The following is a 17,062-nucleotide window of genomic DNA, read 5'->3' on the forward strand; positions in this document are numbered from 1 at the left end:
GTGTGTTTGTATGAATAGTGGAAAAATGAATGAGTTATTAGAAAAATTTAAAAGTGAACAAAACGCTCTGTTGCCTAAAGTGCAATTGAAAAATAGTTTTCAGCTAGAGAACATAAGGTATATTGCAGGGGTAGATGTAGCTTATTTTGATATTAAAGGGAAAACAAATGGTGTTTGTTGTATCGTCGTCTTTGATTTGATAGAAAAACAAGTGATAGAAAAAGTGCATAGCCATGGAGAAATAATGGTTCCATATATAGCAGGTTTTCTTGCTTTTCGTGAAATACCATTAATCAAAGATGCAGTAAAAAAGCTGACGAAACAAGTGGATGTCTACATGTTTGATGGAAATGGTTATTTACATTATAGACACATGGGTATTGCTACCCAAGCCTCTTTTTTCTTAAATAAGCCTACCATCGGTGTGGCAAAAAGTTACTTGAAGATTAATGGAATAAATTTTACGATGCCTCAAAATAAAGAAAATGATTACACAGATATTGTTATAAATAATGAAATATATGGGAGAGTCCTCAGAACTAGAGTGAATGTTAAGCCTATTTTTATTTCATGTGGTAACTGGATCGACTTAGATACAACTACAGAAATTGTTATGAAACTGATTAATAAGAACAGCCGATTGCCAATCCCTGTGAGATTTGCGGATATTGAGACTCATGCTATTCGAAAAGAATTATTAGCAAAAGAATAGAGAAATTGTGAAAATACACATTCTATAGCTTTATTGAAAAGGTACCAAAGACACCAACCACCACAAAAAAGGAGAAAAAACCATGCTATGGATCCTCACACAAAACCAGCAAACTCTAATTCATGTACAAGAAGTCTCAGTAAGCGGCAAAAAAATTGAAGGGATGATCTTGGGAAGTACTTCTTGGGCAAAGATGCTCGGCAAGTATGACTCAAATGATCGCGCAGCCGAGATCCTTCAAGACATAATGAAGACGATTGAAGAACATCCAAATGCCACAATGACTTACCGAATGCCGCTTCAATAAAAAAGAAACCACCTTTCCATCGCGAAAAGGTGGTTTTTGTTTAGGATGGTGTTTTTCCAAAGGCTAAGAATAAGGGGATGCCTGTGCCAACTAGTGTGGTGGCAAATAGGAACATACCGCAAATAAATAGAAAATGGCTGGCTGAAAAGACGAGTGCCAGAATGAGAAAAACGATGCTGAGTCCTATCATGCTATAGGATGGGACAAAGCGGCGTTTGTAGGTGGCTTTCTTTGTTAGGAATGAGAAGAAAATACCAAATACTAAAGGGACAATCCATAAGTAAAATAAAATAATAAGAGACATACATCATACCTCGATTTTTCCTTCTATTTTATCAGATGCCGATCACAACGGATACTACAAAGCTTCACTTTGTAAAATAATTCATGCAATCGACACAATTAAGTGGGCTGATTCATCGAATGCTTTTTTTGTTTCATATATTCAGGCTGTAAAAGGGCGTACACACAATGATCGGTAAAGCGATTGCCCAGCCATTCACATTGCCGTAAAATTCCCTCAAGCGAAAAGGATAATCGCTCTGGGATGCGTCTGCTTTTCTGGTTATCGACAGCAGCCCTAATCTCAATACGGTGCAGCCCGCATTCTTCAAATAAATAGCGAATGACGGCTTGGCATGCTTTTGTCATGATGCCTTTTCCTTGATAGCCTTCTCCGAGCCAATAGCCGATTGAAACGGTTCTATTGATCCAATGAATTTGATGGGTGCCAATGATGCCGACAAGTTCTCCATGTGACCAGATGCCCGCTTGAAAACCGTTGTTCTGCATCGCTTGCTGCATCGCACCTTGGATAAACGCCATACTGTCTTCTTCTGTCTGTGTGGAATCCACCCAAAGCATCCATTCACGTAAATGCTCTCTCGACCGCTGGATGAGCAAATACAGACTTCTTGCGTCTCTTGGCTCAAGCAGCCGCATAGATATCTCTTGATCCTGATAAACAAACATGAACCCACATCCTCTCAGGGGAATTCTACCATAACCAAATGGAAAGAAAAAGACAGCTCAACACTGTCTTTTACATAAACGTATCTACAATTAAGAAGAGATTAAGTGCTACAACAAGAGCTGCTATCACCCAAGATATTCCTGTCACCCAGCGGGCATTCGTTAATTCTCCCATAATTCGTTTTTTACTTGTAAATAAAATGAGTGGAATTAAAGCAAAGGCAATCCCAAACGATAAAACGACCTGACTCATCACAAGCGCGGAGGTCGGATTCACTCCAGATGCAATAATCGCAATCGGAGGAATGATGGTAATCAGCCGGCGAACATACAGCGGAATCCGGTATTGAATAAAGCCCTGCATAATGATATCGCCTGACAATGTACCGACAGAAGAGCTGGAGAGTCCGGCTACAAGCAGACCTACACCAAATAAGATGGCTGATACAGGCCCTGCGAGTGTACCAAAATGCTGAAACGCAACATCCAAATCCTCAACAAAGAGACCATTTTTATAAAATAAAGCGGCAGCCACAATCAACATGCTGGCATTGATGGCCCCAGCGACGATCATTGCGATGAGGATATCTAAAAACTCGAAGCGGAAAATCTGCTTTTTCTCCTTTTCCGTTCTGCCGACAACTCTTCTTTGGGTTAAAGCTGAATGTAAGTAGATTGCGTGAGGCATCACAGTGGCACCTAATATGCCAGCTGCAAGCAGCACGCTGTCTGCGCCATCAAATTTTGGAATGAACAGCCCGCCAGCGACACTTGCGATATCTGGTTTGGCGACAAAGGTTTGTACAGCGAAAGCGATCACGACAACGAACAGCATGCCGGTGATGCCGGCTTCTAATGCGCGATATCCTCGTCTTTGCAATTCTAAAATCGCAAATGATCCGATGGCTGCAATAATGGATGCTTCAAGCAGCGGGATCCGAAAGAGCAAGTATAAACCAAGTGCTGCCCCGATAAACTCGGCTAAATCTGTTGCAATAATGACGAGTTCGCCCTGAATCCATAAACCGATCGAAACGGGCTTTGGAAATTCTTCACGAGCGATTTCAGGTAAGTTTTTACCTGTCGCAATTCCAAGCTTTGCGGATAAGGACTGAATGAGCAAAGCCATAAGATTTGATATGAGAATGACCCATAAAAGAAGATATCCATATTTGGAGCCAGCCGCAATGTTGGTGGCGAAATTTCCTGGATCAATATACGCAATGGCTGCGATAAAAGCAGGACCGAGAAAAGGAAGGAGTCTTCTAAATCCTTTGACTTTTCCTTCAAGTGCACGCTCAGCTGCCTCTGACATGTGTGCCTGTGCCTCGATGTATTTGTTTGTCATATGTCATCACCTAGATTCTACAAAGTTTTGCTTGGGCACAAAAAGTTTCCTTGATGCAATTTTTAATCATCATATGCCCATCTTTATGAAAAGTCAACTATCTGAACTAATAGGTTTGTTTATCATATGTAAGTGAAAAAAATAGATACCTTGTCAATCCAACACATAAAAAACACCGCCTTTTAGACGGTGTCCCTACTGTTTCCTCTGTTATTTGTTTTTTTAAGATACCCTTGATCCCACACTACGGAAGATCAGGCTTAAGATGATGACAAAGATCGCTGCGCCTAAGATGGCTGGAATGATCGCAAAGCCTGCCAAACTAGGACCCCACGTTCCAAGTAATCCATGACCAATCCAAGCACCTGCAAGTCCTGCAATCATTGAACCGATCCATCCTCCTGGTACACTACCTCCAGCGAGTGCACTGCCAATAAGGCCGATGACAATCGCCACAACTAATGAAATCAGAAATCCTAACATGTTGATCACTCCTCTTTTTGTTTGTGTATTAAGCAATAACCGTTTTGAAAAAGTTTCAAACCTTTCGAAACCGATTCAATGTTCTATACGTATGATGGAAAAGGATTGTGTATAATAACAACCAAATACTTTAGCAGCATCTAAGGAGGAAAAAGGCATGGAGGAAAGAGAGTGGCTAAAAGCACAATTAAAGCAGATTGAACAGTGGGAGAAAGATCAGCAAAAGGTATGGTTTTGGGAGAAACTCAGCCGCCTGCCATTTCAAATGCTGGACAAGCTGACGCCTGCCTTTATCCAGAAAAAAATCGGTGTGCTGCTAGATGAAATGGGGCATTACATTCAATCAGGAGGTGCCTATTTGACATCAGAAAAAGGCATCATCCATCAATTTCAAAAGAAATGTGCCGATGATTCCATTCAGCATATAGAAGATATTGAAAAAGCACCAATTGAAATCATGGATGCCATTAGTGAACAAATGGGGAAAAATAGGACAAATCTCGCCACGGTACAAGGGGCGACAACGGGTGTCGGTGGTATGTTTACACTGGCTGCAGATATTCCTGCGGTACTTGGTCTCTCCCTTAAAACATTACAGGATATTGCCGTCACCTATGGCTATGATCCTAAAAACAAGGAAGAACGGGTCTTCATCATAAAATGCTTACAGCTGACCTCTGCTGATGTGGTTGGGAAGAAATCGATATTAAAAGAGCTCAGAAGCTATCATGCTTCCGAAGGGAAACATGAAAACATGTTCTCGCAAATCCAAGGATGGCGTGAGGTAGTCTATAATTACCGAGATTCATTTGGCTGGAAGAAACTGTTTCAGCTTGTTCCCGTAGCAGGGATTTTATTTGGCGCAGTTTCCAACCGCTCACAACTAAAAAGTATTGCTGAAACAGGCATGATGCAATACCGAAAGCGAAGAATTGCTTCAAGATTAGAAGAGCTCACGCAGCAAGAACAGAGTGAATCTGGTGCATAACGCGGCGTGTAGACAATCCCTCGCATTCGTTGTCAGTCCTGCGCGCTGGTGCTCACGAATGTCAAATTCGCTCCTTCCTAGGGCTGCAAAGGTTTTCTAACACGCTGAAAAGAAGACAAAGGGCTAAAATCAAGATCATTTTAGCCCTTTGTCAACAATCCGAAAATCCCCTTACTCAAAGGGATTTTTTTATTTGGTTTTTTCCTCTTCTTGAAAAGCATGGATCGGAGAATGTTCATAACGCGCACGCAGCTCACGAATCTGTTTGATTAGGGTAGAACCAATGGTTTTTTCGGCTTCCTCATACAAAGGATCGAGGGCTTTCACCCAATTTTGTCTTTCTGCTGGTGTCAATTCATGAATGGCAATTGGTGATTCCCGTTTAATGTCCTCCAGTTGATCCTTGTTCATCTGTTCCGCATGTTTTTCATTCCAAGCTGTTGTTTCTTCCATCGCTTCAAGTAAAATTCGTTTCGTTTCAGGTGTCTGGCGATCAAAGAAGGATTGATCTGTTAAGACCACATAGCCCAAATACCCGTGATTACTGATCGTCATATAGTCTTGTATATGATAGAATTTTTTTGAATAAATATTTGAAATGGTATTTTCTTCACCATCTACTTTTTTTGTTTCTAGTAGCTGGAACGTCGAATTAAACGACTCCTGATAGGGCTTTGCGCCAAGAAGTTTGAATTGTTTTTCAATCATGTCGCTTTGCATAATGCGGAGAGATTGGTTTTTTAAATCACTAGGCTGTTTGATTGGCCCTTTATTAGAGGTGATTTGTTTAAAGCCATTTGTCCAATACGCCATTCCTTTTAGCCTGTCTTTTTGCAGGGTGCCAAACAATTTTTGTCCAATTGCACCGTGCAAGCCTTCTTGAACCGCATCATAATTAGAAAATGCAAAGGGAAGGTCAAGTGCCAGCCACTCAGGGGATAGCATGCCGAGCTTCGAGGTAGATGGTGCGATAAATTGAACTTGATTCTCTTTGAGTGCATTAATTTCTTCTATATCAGAATAAAGGCTTCCGTTGGAGAAAATTTGAATGGTGATCTTGCCCTCGGATTTTTCGTGCACAAGCTCAGCAAATTTCTTTGCGGCAAGCCCTTTTGGTGTATTATCTGCCACGACATGGCTAAATTTGAACACAAGCTGCTCCTTCAGCCCTGTCTGTTCATCGTCAAAGGTCGTCGCTGCTTTTGGCATCATATGATAAAAACCAAAGTATAAAGCGGTTACAAAACCGATCAAGAGCAATAGTGTATAGGCGAGTAAATTCTTCATGCGTCCGATCCCCCTTATGTCAAGCATACTTGACCGAGGAAGAATTCGTAAAGATACAGGTGAAAAAAATGTTGAGAAATCGATTGAAATTACAACAATTATCTATTAGATGGAAGCTCACCATCCTCACATATTTCGTTGTCATTTTTGCCCTTTTAATCGGAGGAATTGTCCTTGTTGGGGGAATCCAGCAAACAGAGGAACGAGAGCTTCGAAAAAGGCTCATGAACACAGCGAGAACAGTGGCTGAGATGAATGAGGTAAAGCAGGCATTAGCCGATCAAACAAAAGAACGTGATCGATTACAGCGCGCCATCGAAGAGATTCGGATTATTCAAGACGCTGACTACATTGTCGTCATGGATATGAATCATGTGAGATTAACGCACCCAGTGAAAACAAGGATTGGCCAGCGCTCGGAGGGGACAGATGAAGAGCCTGCTTTTGCCGAGCACATTTATTTCTCAGAAGCAGAGGGAGAGCTTGGGACAGCCATCAGAGCCTTTTATCCAGTGAAGGATGACCAATTTAATCAAACTGGGGTCGTCCTTGTAGGGAGAACACTGCCAAGTATGGTAGATATATTAGGAGAAATGAAGCGGGATATCCTCATGATTCTTTTGCTGACGCTCAGCTTTGGGCTTGTAGGTTCATTTTTGCTTGCTCGTCATATTAAACAGCAAATGTTTAAGCTGGAGCCGCATGAGATTGTCAGAATGCTAGAGGAGCGCACCGCAACCTTTCACTCTATTAATGAAGGGGTTATCGCCATTGATAATCAGCACATGATCACCATTTTTAATGAAAAGGCGAAGCAAATATTTAGCGTGACAGGGGATGTCGTAGGCAGGAATATTTGGGATGTGCTTTCTGACACAAGGCTCCCAGAGATTATTGATCGCGCTGAGCCCGTCTATAATGAGGAAATTCATATGAGCGGAAAGCGGATTATGAGCAGCAGGATTCCAATTGTCATGAAAAAGAAAATTATCGGAGCGGTCGCCATTTTTCAGGACCGGACAGAAGCGGCAAAATTGGCAGAGGAGCTAACCGGAGTTAAGAACTTTGTTGACGGTCTGCGGGTACAAAATCATGAGCATATGAACAAGCTTCATACGATTGCTGGGCTGATTCAGCTTGGTAAACCCGATCAGGCACTTGATTTAGCCTTTCAAACGACGGAAGAGCAAGAACATGTGCTGGACTTTCTTCACCGCGTTATTCAGCATGATGCCGTTGCGGGATTATTGATGAGTAAAATCAGAAGGGGCAAGGAGCTAGGTATAAAGGTCGAAGTAGACGAACATAGCTGTCTGTGTGATTTCCCTGAGCGGCTGGATCAGCATGATATGACAAAGCTGCTTGGCAACCTGATCGAGAATGCTTTTGCCTCTTATGATACTGTAGAAAGAGACACAAAACGCATGTCTATTAGTATTGATCAAACCGAGGATGTCCTCGCGATTTTAATTGAAGACAATGGCTCCGGGATTGAAGAGGAAATGATTCCTTATATTTTCGATAAAGGTTTCACACACGGCAAAGAAGGCGGAACAGGCTACGGTCTGTATATTGTAAAAACGATTATCGACAAAGGGATGGGAAATGTAGAAGTCACATCAAGCATCGGCATTGGTACCACCTTCTCAATCGAATTCCCAATGATCATAGAGGAGAGAGACAGATGACTCAGATTAAGGTGCTATTAATTGAAGATGATCCGATGGTGCAAGAAGTGAATAAGGAGTTCATTAAGAGTGTTCCTGGCTTTCAAGTGGCGGCAATCGCAGGTAATGGGGAGCAGGGCATCCAGCTCATCAAAGAAATTCGTCCAGACCTTGTTGTCCTCGATGTATATATGCCAAAAAAAGATGGCGTAAAGACGCTTCAAGACATTAGAAAGCAAAAGATACAGGTGGACGTGATCGTTATTTCTGCTGCAAAAGACAAAGAGACGATTGGCACCATGCTTCAAAATGGTGCGCGAGATTATATCATCAAGCCATTTAAGTTCGAACGTATGAAAGAATCACTTGAAAGCTTTAAAGCGTTTAAATCTAAAATTCGCACAGCAGCAGAATTTTCTCAGGAGATGCTGGATGATATCATACGAAAGCCGGCTGTAAAGCAGGAAGATACCTGGCTCCCCAAGGGGCTGAATGTGCATACGATGAATGAAATTAAAGCCTATATGAGCTTACAGGAAGGACCGCAGTCTGCGGAGGAAGTTGCCAATGCACTTGGCATTGCACGTGTCACGGCGCGCCGGTATTTAGACTTCTTAGTGAAAGAAGGCGAGCTGAAATTAGATATGCAATATGGCGGGGTTGGCCGGCCTGTTAATAAATATATCGTACATTCTGACTAAGAGACCAAAAAGACCAAAATGTACGATATGTTCATAAGCTTCACAGCCTTTGTTGAAATCGCTATCATTTAGCTACAGATAACAGTTAAGCGTTTACATCAAAGGGTGAGGGAGTTGATTTTTTATGAAGAGGCTTTTGAAGAACCTGACATTTCAGGTGGTTGCAGCTGTCATTATCGGAATCATTGTAGGGATGGTCTGGCCAAACGTCGGAAAAGAAATGAAGCCGCTTGGTGACACCTTTATCAATGCCGTTAAAATGGTCATTGCACCAATCATTTTCTTAACCATTGTTCTTGGTATTGCCAAAATGGGGGATATGAAAAAGGTTGGAAAAGTTGGGGGAAAAGCATTTATTTATTTTGAAGTCGTCACGACGCTTGCCTTGGTCATCGGACTTTTTGTTGTCAATATCATGAAGCCAGGTGCAGGGCTTGACTATAGTAAGCTTGAAAAAGGGGATGTTTCGCAGTATACCCAAAACGGGGGACAGGGTATCGACTGGATGGAATTTGTCACACACATCGTACCATCTAATATGGTAGATGCCTTTGCTAAGGGGGATATTTTACAGGTCTTATTCTTCTCTATTTTATTCGGTGTTGCGCTTGCTGCACTTGGCGAGAAGGGGAAAGGAATCATTGAGTGGCTTGATAAGCTGTCACTTGTTTTCTTTAAAATCATTGGATATATCATGCGTGCAGCGCCGCTCGGTGCATTTGGGGCAATGGCGTATACGATCGGACACTTTGGTTTGGCATCAATTAAACCGCTCGCAAGTCTGATGCTCTCCGTTTATTTGACGATGTTCCTGTTCATCTTCGTTGTGCTGAACATCATTTGTAAAATGTATGGCTTCAGTCTGCTTGGTTACCTGCGATTTATCAAGGATGAAATTTTAATTGTTCTTGGCACAAGCTCATCAGAATCCGTGCTGCCAAGAATGATGGATAAAATGGAACGCTACGGGTGTTCTAAGTCTGTTGTGGGACTCGTCATTCCAACAGGGTATTCCTTTAACTTAGACGGAACCTCGATCTATTTATCGATGGCTGTGGTCTTCTTAGCGCAAGTGTTTGGTGTAGACCTATCTATCGGTCAGCAGATCACCATTATCCTTGTTCTGATGCTCACATCAAAAGGAGCGGCTGGGGTGACAGGAAGCGGATTTATCGTGCTGGCTTCTACACTCGCTGCACTACAGGTCATCCCGCTAGAGGGGCTTGCACTGCTGCTTGGAGTCGATCGATTCATGAGCGAAGGAAGAGCCATCACAAACCTCATTGGAAATGGAATCGCGACAATTGTTGTGGCGAAAAGTGAAGGTGAATTTGACGAAGCGAAGAGCAAAACAGCCCTTCAAGAAATGCGTAATATAAAGCAAGCTGTATAGTATAAAAACAACCAAAAACCGAAACCTTATGTTCTACATAGGGTTCGGTTTTTTCTTGTGTTGAAAAGAAAAAACATTAAAGCTTGATAAATTTAGGTCGAATCGTAAGACCTCATTGACCTTTTGTTATATAATTTACAGAAAGATCCGATATAATGTATATCAGATCCAATGAAAAATAGACTTTAGTCCTGGCAGGTGTGTAACGTAATGGCAGCATTTTTAAAATTGTTCGAAAAACCTGGTGTTAAGCGGTTTTCTGTATTTGTAGTATTAGCCACAGCCTTATATCTATTAAGAGGAATGATGAATTTAATTCTCTTGACCTTCATATTCACCTTTTTGATGAATCGGTTAGAAGAGGTCATTAGAGGCTTTTTAAGTCACTTCCTGAAAATAGGGCAGAAATCGGTTATTACCATTTTGTATATTCTTTTGGCTGGTGGATTGACGTTTGGCGGATTTGTGTTTGTGCCAATCATCGCCAAACAGGTGGAGCAACTATTTCATTTAGGAAAGAAAATTGCAGATCATCCACAAAATTTACCCTTCTTTGATGTCATCACCAACGTATTCGGAGATTTTAAAATATCAGCTTACTTTGAGAAAGGGTTTAATTTCCTCTATACATACTTAACAGATTTCAGTACGTTCAGTATCCAGGTCATTATGTCCTTAATATTAAGCATGTTCTTCCTGTTCGAAAAAGAACGCCTCATTCAATTCATGAACAAGTTCAAAACGAGTAAAATCTCTGTGTTCTACCATGAAATCGCCTTCTTTGGACGTAAATTCTCCAGAACGTTTGGAAAGGTTCTCGAAGCACAGTTTATTATTGCAACTGTTAATTGTGTCTTAACAACCATTGCCCTAGGCATTATGGGATTCCCGCAATTATTTGGATTAGCAGTTATGGTCTTTTTGCTAGGCTTAATCCCAGTGGCAGGTGTGGTCATCTCACTTATTCCACTCAGCATCATTGCGTATACGCTTGGGGGCGGCATGTATGTCCTGTATATCGTGCTTGTGATCGTCATCATCCATGCGATTGAAGCCTATTTCTTAAACCCAAAGCTCATGTCAGCAAAAACAGAACTCCCTATTTTCTTCACATTTGTTGTGCTGATCTTCTCTGAACACTACATCGGGATATGGGGTCTCATTATTGGTATACCAATCTTTGTGTTTATCCTAGATATTTTGGAGGTCACCAACAAGGAGGAAAGTAGTTAAAAAGTTCATTTGAACCTGTTTACAATTTTCTAAAAATAAGGTATAAATAGTATGAAAATATCATAATAACCACACGCTTAATCCTTCTAAAGGAATGGGGGACCCATGTTTTTGGGGTGAATTTTTCTCTGTTGAGAAAAAAGGACATCTCTTCGTCCTAACCCGTCAGCTAACCTCATCGGCGTGAAGAGAGTAAACGGTGGTACGTGTATGGAAACAAAGACCCACGAGAAAACTCTCTTGTGGGTCTTTTTTGATGAGGAAGGGGAGATTTTATTGAAGCTAGCGACGAAAATTATTATTGCCTTGTTTGTAGGTGCAATCACAGGACTATTGCTTAACATTTTTGCTCCAAATGTATTTAAAGTGTTAGACCCTTATCTATTTACGCCTCTAGGTCAAATCTTCTTAAACTTGATTAAAATGTTAGTGGTGCCGATCGTATTCTTTTCCATCACACTAGGTGTAGCAGGTCTAGGTGATCCGAAAAAGCTTGGCAGAATCGGCGCAAAAACCATTACTTATTTTCTACTTACTACTACTTTTGCCATCATCATTGGCATTTCATTAGCCTTATTGATCAAGCCGGGAGCATTCGGTCATTTTGATACGAAAGCGGCTGATTATTCCGCAGAGGAAGCCCCATCAATGGCAGAAACACTACTCAACATCATTCCAACCAATCCAGTCCAATCTTTAGTTGAAGGAAACATGCTCCAAATTATCGTCTTTTGTGTATTTTTAGGTCTTGGCATTGCCATGCTCGGGAAGAAGACAGAAGGTTTGCTGAAGCTGTTTGAACAAGGAAATGAATTAATGATGTACCTTGTCGGCATCGTGATGAAGTTCGCACCGTACGGGACATTTGGTTTGATCGCAACTGCCATTGGCAGTCAGGGATTTGATGCGATGAAAGCGATGGGCCTCTACTTCTCGGTCGTGTTAGTTGCGCTCGTGCTGCATTTCTTCCTGACTTATGGGTCAACTGTCGCCATTTTAGCGAAACGAAATCCGTTGGCATTTTTCAAAGGATTTTCTCCAGCAATGGTTGTTGCATTTAGTACGTCTAGCAGTAACGCAGTCCTCCCAGTCTCGATGGAAACAGCCCAGAAACGTTTGAAGGTGCCAGAGCCGATTTCAAGCTTTGTACAGCCGCTGGGTGCAACCATTAATATGGATGGCACAGCGATTATGCAAGGGGTCGCGACTATTTTTATCGCGCAAGTGTATGGGGTTGAACTGACGCTTGTCCAAATGCTGACGGTTGTCTTAACAGCTGTCTTAGCAAGTATCGGTACAGCGGGTGTGCCAGGAGTTGGGCTCATCATGCTCGCTATGGTACTGAACTCTGTGAATCTGCCTGTTGAAGGCATTGCGCTCATCCTTGGCATAGACCGCTTATTAGATATGGCAAGAACCGTTGTCAATATTACAGGTGACGCCGCATGCGCGGTGATTGTGACAGAAACGGAGAAAAAACACGAGAAAGACGAAGCATCACCGAATCTATCCATGTAATGTAAAAGAAGGGCTGACTCGATCAGCCCTTTTTTTCATGGAGTTCCTTGTCTTGCGTGATATACTTTTAACAGAATGAGCGGCCTTATTTGCCGCCAAAGGTTTTACATCAGAAGGAGGAACCACATTGGAGTCTACTGTTTTAAAAGTAGAGAAAGTCGATAAACGAATTGGCCGGAAAATGATCTTACAAGATATATCGATCGAAATAGGGAAGGGGGAAATCGTCGGCTTACTAGGGCCAAATGGCTCTGGAAAAACAACCTTGATTCGTTTGATCGTTGGCTTGATGAAAAAAAACAACGGCCGCATCATGATCAATGGATATTCACAGGATGAGGATTTCTTACGCGCAATGTCATCTGTTGGTGCAATCATAGAAAATCCCGAATTTTATTCTTATTTAACAGGCTTTGAAAACCTTGAACTATATGCGGCGATGCAAGATGGAGTGACGGAGGAACGAATGCAGGAAGTGGTCAAAAGAGTTCGTCTGGAGCACGCCATTCATCAGAAGGTGAAGACATATTCACTGGGAATGAAACAAAGGCTTGGGATTGCACAAGCCATATTACATCAGCCGAACCTCCTCATTTTAGACGAACCGACAAATGGACTTGATCCTGCCGGTATGAAGGAATTCAGGGAGCACTTGCAATCGTTAGTACGAGAAGAAGGAACGTCCGTCTTATTTGCTACACATTTATTGCATGAGGTAGAAGAGCTATGTGACCGCATGATCATCATTCAAAAAGGACAGATCAAAGCCAGTGCCATGCTTCGGGACATAGAGGGAAAAGAACAGATGCTCATGAATATTCAGCCAGTGGAAAAGGCGGCTGCGTGGCTCGAGACACATGACTATACATATGAACGAAATGGATCGCATGTTTTACTTCAATTGAACAAAGAGCAAGTGCCTGAGCTGAACAAACAGCTTGTTCTGGCTGGATTTGATGTACTTGAAATGACGCCTCAAAAGCCATCAATTGAAGAGGCATTTATGAAATGGACGGAAGGCGGGACGGCAGATGCTTCAACTCATCCAGAATGAGCATAAGAAAATGATAAGGAAAAAGATCACGTTCATTGCACTTGGATTGATCGTTGTGTTTCAATTGGCGATGGCTCTAGCATTGAAACGAGTCATTTCCAGCTTTGGTGGACAAGACACTGTCGCCAACTATTTTGCTTATTCCACAAACGTCGTATTTATTTTACAGGTGCTTGCAGTTGTCATTGGCGCGACCTTGATCTCAACAGAATTTCAAAAAAGAACGATCAAGTTTTTATTGATACGGCCCAAAACTAGGCTGCAAATTTTCCTGTCAAAATACATCACACTTGTGCTGACGGTCATCTATTTGTTTGTTTTTTATTATGCAGTTGCTTTCCTATTTGGCTTTATTTTCTTTGGTACTGCATTTGACGAAAGTACGGGACGATTATTTCAGCATACGTTTGCTGTGATCGGATCTCAGTGGGTGGAAGTGTTGATGATGGCAAGCTTCGCTTTTATGTGTTCCAGCTTGTTTAGGAACAGCCTCGTTGCGCTTGTGACCTCGTTTTTTGTTTTATATGCGGCTAAATCACTTGTGCCTATTATGTCTCTTTTAGAAAATCAGTGGGGGAAAATCCTGCTTTTTGCTAATACGGACTTTACTCAGTACAGCTTTCAAGGACCGCCGCCCTTCCATGGCATGAGCCCTTTGTTTTCTCTATTTATGGTAGGGGCGCATTTTGTTTTCTTTGTTGGAACGGCTTGGGTTCTTTTTTGGAAGCGCGATGTAAATGTGTAAAAATTGTGTCAAATAACAAGAAAAATTCGTGACATCTTTGTGAAAACGAGTCTGCATTTCACGATAACCGGCTGATTTTGTCTTATAATAAGAGGGAGTCTTGGAGGTGGCACTATCGTGAAAAATTTCATTACGGCTTTACCTATTTTGTTGCTGCTGTCGTTTTCGTTCGTGTCTTTTGCCTTCCAGTTTGATCATCTTATTTATTTCAGACTAGCGCTGGGAATTTTTTCGTTAGCGGGTCTTTTCTTTCTGTATACACTGAAAAGAAACATGAAATGGTTCATGGTTTATTTATATGCGAGCTGGATCATTCTTGCTGCTGTCACAACATTTGAGGAGCCTGTCTTTTCTCAGTTCTTCTTCGGTGGTTTAACAATGACAATGGGTTATCTCACATATATGCTCATTTATTTAGGAATGAAGCAGGACCGTGTAGCGAAATCACATTAAAACAAAAGCCGATAAAATCAAAGCATTGATTTTATCGGCTTTTTTTGTTGGAAAAGACAAAAGAGAGGAGCAGCCAGCTTTGACTGCTCCCCCTTATGTTTATGATTCGCGTCCAGCAGCTGCAAGCTGCTTCTGATGCTTTTTGTCGATGGTTTCGTATATACTTTCCATCATTTTAGGATCGCGCATGATGGCTTTCTTGTTCTCTTCAATCAATTGCTGATACGTTTTGATTTTCTTCTTAGACATGTGACTCATCGCTCCTTTATAAGAATAGACGTCTATAGGATTCCACATAGATGAAATTGATAATCATTTTCAATTAGCAACTCTATTATACAAAGCGCAATGCCGGAAGTAAAGATTATATTCAGAAAATTCACGCAATCGACAAATTCGAAGCCTAATCGACGCTCATTCTTTCCCAGGAAATAATTCCTGTCATTTCTTGTCTTAAGAGAAGCATCTATCTAAAACATTCTTTCGCTCGTTGAAACGTTTTGATTGATCAAATCGTCTTATGAGGAGATTTGATGTAAGGGATGGAGAAAAAAAGACACCAGCAAGTGTTAGCTGATGTCCTTCGTTTCACGATTTAAGAAACGTGCCCTTGAAGAAACTCTGTCACTTCTTCAGGTGATTTTGCGTTTGCGCTGTGTAAATGACCTGTTTTTTCGCCATTTTTGAAAATTAACAGGCTTGGAATACCCATGACCTGATACGTTTCTGCTAATTCAGGGAAATCATCTTTGTTTATTTCAAACCATTCATGGTGAGCATATGCCTCTAAGATGTCTGGAATGAACATGTCCATTCTTGTACAGTCAGGACACCATGTTGCAAAGAATTTAACGATAACTTCTTTGTCAGATTGAATGATTTCATTGAATTGTTCAGTACTTGTGATTTTTTTCAATTTGTCACAACTCCTTTTCAATGTCATTTTAATATAAAATAAAGGCGAATGACATACAAATGCTCGGGAGGCGCTTACAACTTTACAAATCATTTCAATTCCGTAACAACAAAAATTAATTAGAGCATTTTTGCTTGAAAGTGATAAGATAGTAAAGATGAATTTTAGTGGGGGGAGTATCCATTGAAAATAAGTTTAGGATTGATTTACGGCGGAAAGTCAGCCGAACATAATGTATCACTGCAAACAGCCCTTGCAGTTACAAAAGCACTTAACACTGAGAAGTTCGATATACATCCAATTTATATTACAGAAGAGGGCGAATGGCTAAGAGGAGAAAAACTCACTGAACCAGTATCAAACGTCAGAATGCTTCAATTTGAACAGAATGCTAAGACGTTTTTACCAACTTCTTTAAATGAGAGCATGTTTCCACAGCCTGCATCCGCTGATGAGAAGATTGATGTTGTCTTCCCATTATTGCACGGGCCAAATGGTGAAGATGGAACGATGCAAGGATTACTTGAACTGCTAAATATCCCATATGTCGGCAACGGCGTTCTTGCTTCTGCCGCGGGTATGGATAAAGTCATGATGAAAGATGTTTTTGCTCAAGCAGGACTTGCACAAGCGAAGCACCTTTCCTTCAATAAAAAAGACTATGAGAAAGCCACACCAGACAGCTTAGAACAGGTAGAACAAGTACTTGGCTATCCATGCTTTGTAAAACCTGCCAACATGGGATCAAGTGTTGGAATAAGCAAATGCCGCAGCAAAGAAGAGCTGCAAACCGCATTCGACTTAGCTTTCCAATATGATCGTCGTGTGGTGGTAGAAGAAGGCGTCGTAGGAAGAGAAATCGAGATTGGTGTATTAGGAAATGACGAGCCGAAATGCTCTGTCGTTGGTGAAATTGCACCTAAAACAGATTTTTATGACTACAAAGCAAAATATGAAGATGGAGATACAGATTTGATCATTCCTGCAAGTGTGTCAGAGGATGAATACAAGACGATTCATGATATGGCGATTAAGGCATTTAAATCCCTAGATGGTTCTGGTCTTGTACGTGCAGACTTCTTCCTCACAGAAAAAGGCGAAGTGTTGATCAATGAAGTGAATACAATGCCTGGATTCACACCATTCAGTATGTTCCCGCTGCTTTGGAAGCACACTGGTGTAGAGTATCCAGAGCTCATTGAAAAGCTAGTGTCACTTGCAATTGAACGCCATCAAGAAAAACAAACCATTAAAACGACTTTTTAATGTGAGCAACTAGCAGACA

The 17,062-nt window shown here is 41.4% G+C and carries 19 protein-coding genes and 1 riboswitch; of the genes, 12 read left to right on the plus strand and 7 right to left on the minus strand.

Annotation, left to right across the window (positions count from 1 at the left end; all coding sequences use genetic code 11):
- Nucleotides 1-10 precede the first annotated feature (10 nt).
- Together SB660_RS06600 and SB660_RS06605 are read left to right on the plus strand one after the other, a co-directional pair.
- The gene (locus tag SB660_RS06600) at nucleotides 11-712 is read left to right on the plus strand and encodes an endonuclease V (protein WP_410581847.1); all 702 of its coding nucleotides are present in this window, start codon (nucleotides 11-13) and stop codon (nucleotides 710-712) included.
- 82 nt (nucleotides 713-794) lie between these two features.
- Nucleotides 795-1,019 (plus strand): hypothetical protein, encoded by a 225-nt coding sequence (locus SB660_RS06605; RefSeq protein WP_410581849.1) that lies wholly within the window; start codon nucleotides 795-797, stop codon nucleotides 1,017-1,019.
- A gap of 40 nt (nucleotides 1,020-1,059) precedes the next feature.
- Here the strand turns inward: SB660_RS06605 and SB660_RS06610 are convergent, their stop codons facing one another.
- The 4 genes from SB660_RS06610 to SB660_RS06625 all read right to left on the minus strand — a co-directional run bounded on the left by SB660_RS06610 (nucleotide 1,060) and on the right by SB660_RS06625 (nucleotide 3,822).
- A complete protein-coding gene (locus SB660_RS06610) occupies nucleotides 1,060-1,323 on the minus strand; it encodes a hypothetical protein (protein ID WP_012008971.1) in 264 nt (87 codons plus the stop codon).
- A 98-nt stretch (nucleotides 1,324-1,421) separates the two neighbouring features.
- Nucleotides 1,422-1,991 (minus strand): GNAT family N-acetyltransferase, encoded by a 570-nt coding sequence (locus SB660_RS06615; protein ID WP_169057590.1) that lies wholly within the window; start codon nucleotides 1,989-1,991, stop codon nucleotides 1,422-1,424.
- A gap of 70 nt (nucleotides 1,992-2,061) precedes the next feature.
- On the minus strand, nucleotides 2,062-3,339 hold the full coding sequence (locus SB660_RS06620) for an Nramp family divalent metal transporter (protein WP_003214137.1): 1,278 nt from the start codon (nucleotides 3,337-3,339) through the stop codon (nucleotides 2,062-2,064).
- A gap of 222 nt (nucleotides 3,340-3,561) precedes the next feature.
- Nucleotides 3,562-3,822 (minus strand): GlsB/YeaQ/YmgE family stress response membrane protein, encoded by a 261-nt coding sequence (locus SB660_RS06625; protein WP_003214275.1) that lies wholly within the window; start codon nucleotides 3,820-3,822, stop codon nucleotides 3,562-3,564.
- 157 nt (nucleotides 3,823-3,979) lie between these two features.
- Here SB660_RS06625 and SB660_RS06630 point away from each other — a divergent pair, with 157 nt between their 5' ends.
- Nucleotides 3,980-4,810, plus strand: a complete 831-nt coding sequence (locus tag SB660_RS06630) for an EcsC family protein (RefSeq protein WP_410581853.1) — start codon at nucleotides 3,980-3,982, stop codon at nucleotides 4,808-4,810.
- A gap of 189 nt (nucleotides 4,811-4,999) precedes the next feature.
- Here SB660_RS06630 and SB660_RS06635 read toward each other — a convergent pair whose 3' ends face one another.
- Nucleotides 5,000-6,097 (minus strand): DctP family TRAP transporter solute-binding subunit, encoded by a 1,098-nt coding sequence (locus SB660_RS06635; RefSeq protein WP_410581855.1) that lies wholly within the window; start codon nucleotides 6,095-6,097, stop codon nucleotides 5,000-5,002.
- Nucleotides 6,098-6,165: 68 nt separating this feature from the next.
- On the opposite strand from SB660_RS06635, the gene SB660_RS06640 reads away from it, so the two are divergent.
- From SB660_RS06640 to SB660_RS06675, 8 genes are all read left to right on the plus strand, one after another.
- Nucleotides 6,166-7,785: an ATP-binding protein gene (locus SB660_RS06640; RefSeq protein ID WP_410581857.1), complete on the plus strand. Its 1,620-nt coding sequence runs from the start codon at nucleotides 6,166-6,168 to the stop codon at nucleotides 7,783-7,785.
- A complete protein-coding gene (locus tag SB660_RS06645; RefSeq protein ID WP_410581859.1) occupies nucleotides 7,782-8,465 on the plus strand; it encodes a response regulator in 684 nt (227 codons plus the stop codon). The genes SB660_RS06640 and SB660_RS06645 overlap by 4 nt, the downstream gene beginning before the upstream one ends.
- A gap of 124 nt (nucleotides 8,466-8,589) precedes the next feature.
- On the plus strand, nucleotides 8,590-9,858 hold the full coding sequence (dctP, locus tag SB660_RS06650) for a C4-dicarboxylate transporter DctP (RefSeq protein ID WP_058015378.1): 1,269 nt from the start codon (nucleotides 8,590-8,592) through the stop codon (nucleotides 9,856-9,858).
- 210 nt (nucleotides 9,859-10,068) lie between these two features.
- Entirely contained in the window at nucleotides 10,069-11,091 is a 1,023-nt protein-coding gene (locus SB660_RS06655; RefSeq protein WP_058015379.1) for an AI-2E family transporter, read from the plus strand.
- 64 nt (nucleotides 11,092-11,155) lie between these two features.
- Nucleotides 11,156-11,289: riboswitch (cyclic di-AMP (ydaO/yuaA leader) on the plus strand.
- Between the two features lie 78 nt (nucleotides 11,290-11,367).
- Nucleotides 11,368-12,609, plus strand: coding sequence for a dicarboxylate/amino acid:cation symporter (locus SB660_RS06660; RefSeq protein WP_410581949.1), 1,242 nt, complete (start codon nucleotides 11,368-11,370; stop codon nucleotides 12,607-12,609).
- Nucleotides 12,610-12,736: 127 nt separating this feature from the next.
- On the plus strand, nucleotides 12,737-13,663 hold the full coding sequence (locus SB660_RS06665) for an ABC transporter ATP-binding protein (protein WP_410581862.1): 927 nt from the start codon (nucleotides 12,737-12,739) through the stop codon (nucleotides 13,661-13,663).
- Nucleotides 13,641-14,408 carry an ABC transporter permease gene (locus SB660_RS06670; protein WP_410581864.1) on the plus strand — a complete coding sequence of 256 codons (768 nt, stop codon included), beginning with the start codon at nucleotides 13,641-13,643 and terminating at the stop codon, nucleotides 14,406-14,408. The genes SB660_RS06665 and SB660_RS06670 overlap by 23 nt, the downstream gene beginning before the upstream one ends.
- Before the next feature lie 117 nt (nucleotides 14,409-14,525).
- Nucleotides 14,526-14,861: a hypothetical protein gene (locus SB660_RS06675; protein ID WP_003214381.1), complete on the plus strand. Its 336-nt coding sequence runs from the start codon at nucleotides 14,526-14,528 to the stop codon at nucleotides 14,859-14,861.
- Nucleotides 14,862-14,960: 99 nt separating this feature from the next.
- Here the strand turns inward: SB660_RS06675 and fbpB are convergent, their stop codons facing one another.
- Nucleotides 14,961-15,110, minus strand: coding sequence for a Fur-regulated basic protein FbpB (gene fbpB / locus SB660_RS06680; RefSeq protein WP_003214266.1), 150 nt, complete (start codon nucleotides 15,108-15,110; stop codon nucleotides 14,961-14,963).
- Nucleotides 15,111-15,456: 346 nt separating this feature from the next.
- Nucleotides 15,457-15,777 (minus strand): thioredoxin family protein, encoded by a 321-nt coding sequence (locus SB660_RS06685; protein WP_034663973.1) that lies wholly within the window; start codon nucleotides 15,775-15,777, stop codon nucleotides 15,457-15,459.
- Nucleotides 15,778-15,960: 183 nt separating this feature from the next.
- Here SB660_RS06685 and SB660_RS06690 point away from each other — a divergent pair, with 183 nt between their 5' ends.
- A complete protein-coding gene (locus tag SB660_RS06690; RefSeq protein WP_144457001.1) occupies nucleotides 15,961-17,043 on the plus strand; it encodes a D-alanine--D-alanine ligase in 1,083 nt (360 codons plus the stop codon).
- Nucleotides 17,044-17,062 lie beyond the last annotated feature (19 nt).

Origin of the sequence: Bacillus sp. SIMBA_005, from assembly GCF_046535585.1 — a bacterium.
In the GTDB taxonomy this organism is placed as follows: domain Bacteria; phylum Bacillota; class Bacilli; order Bacillales; family Bacillaceae; genus Bacillus; species Bacillus pumilus.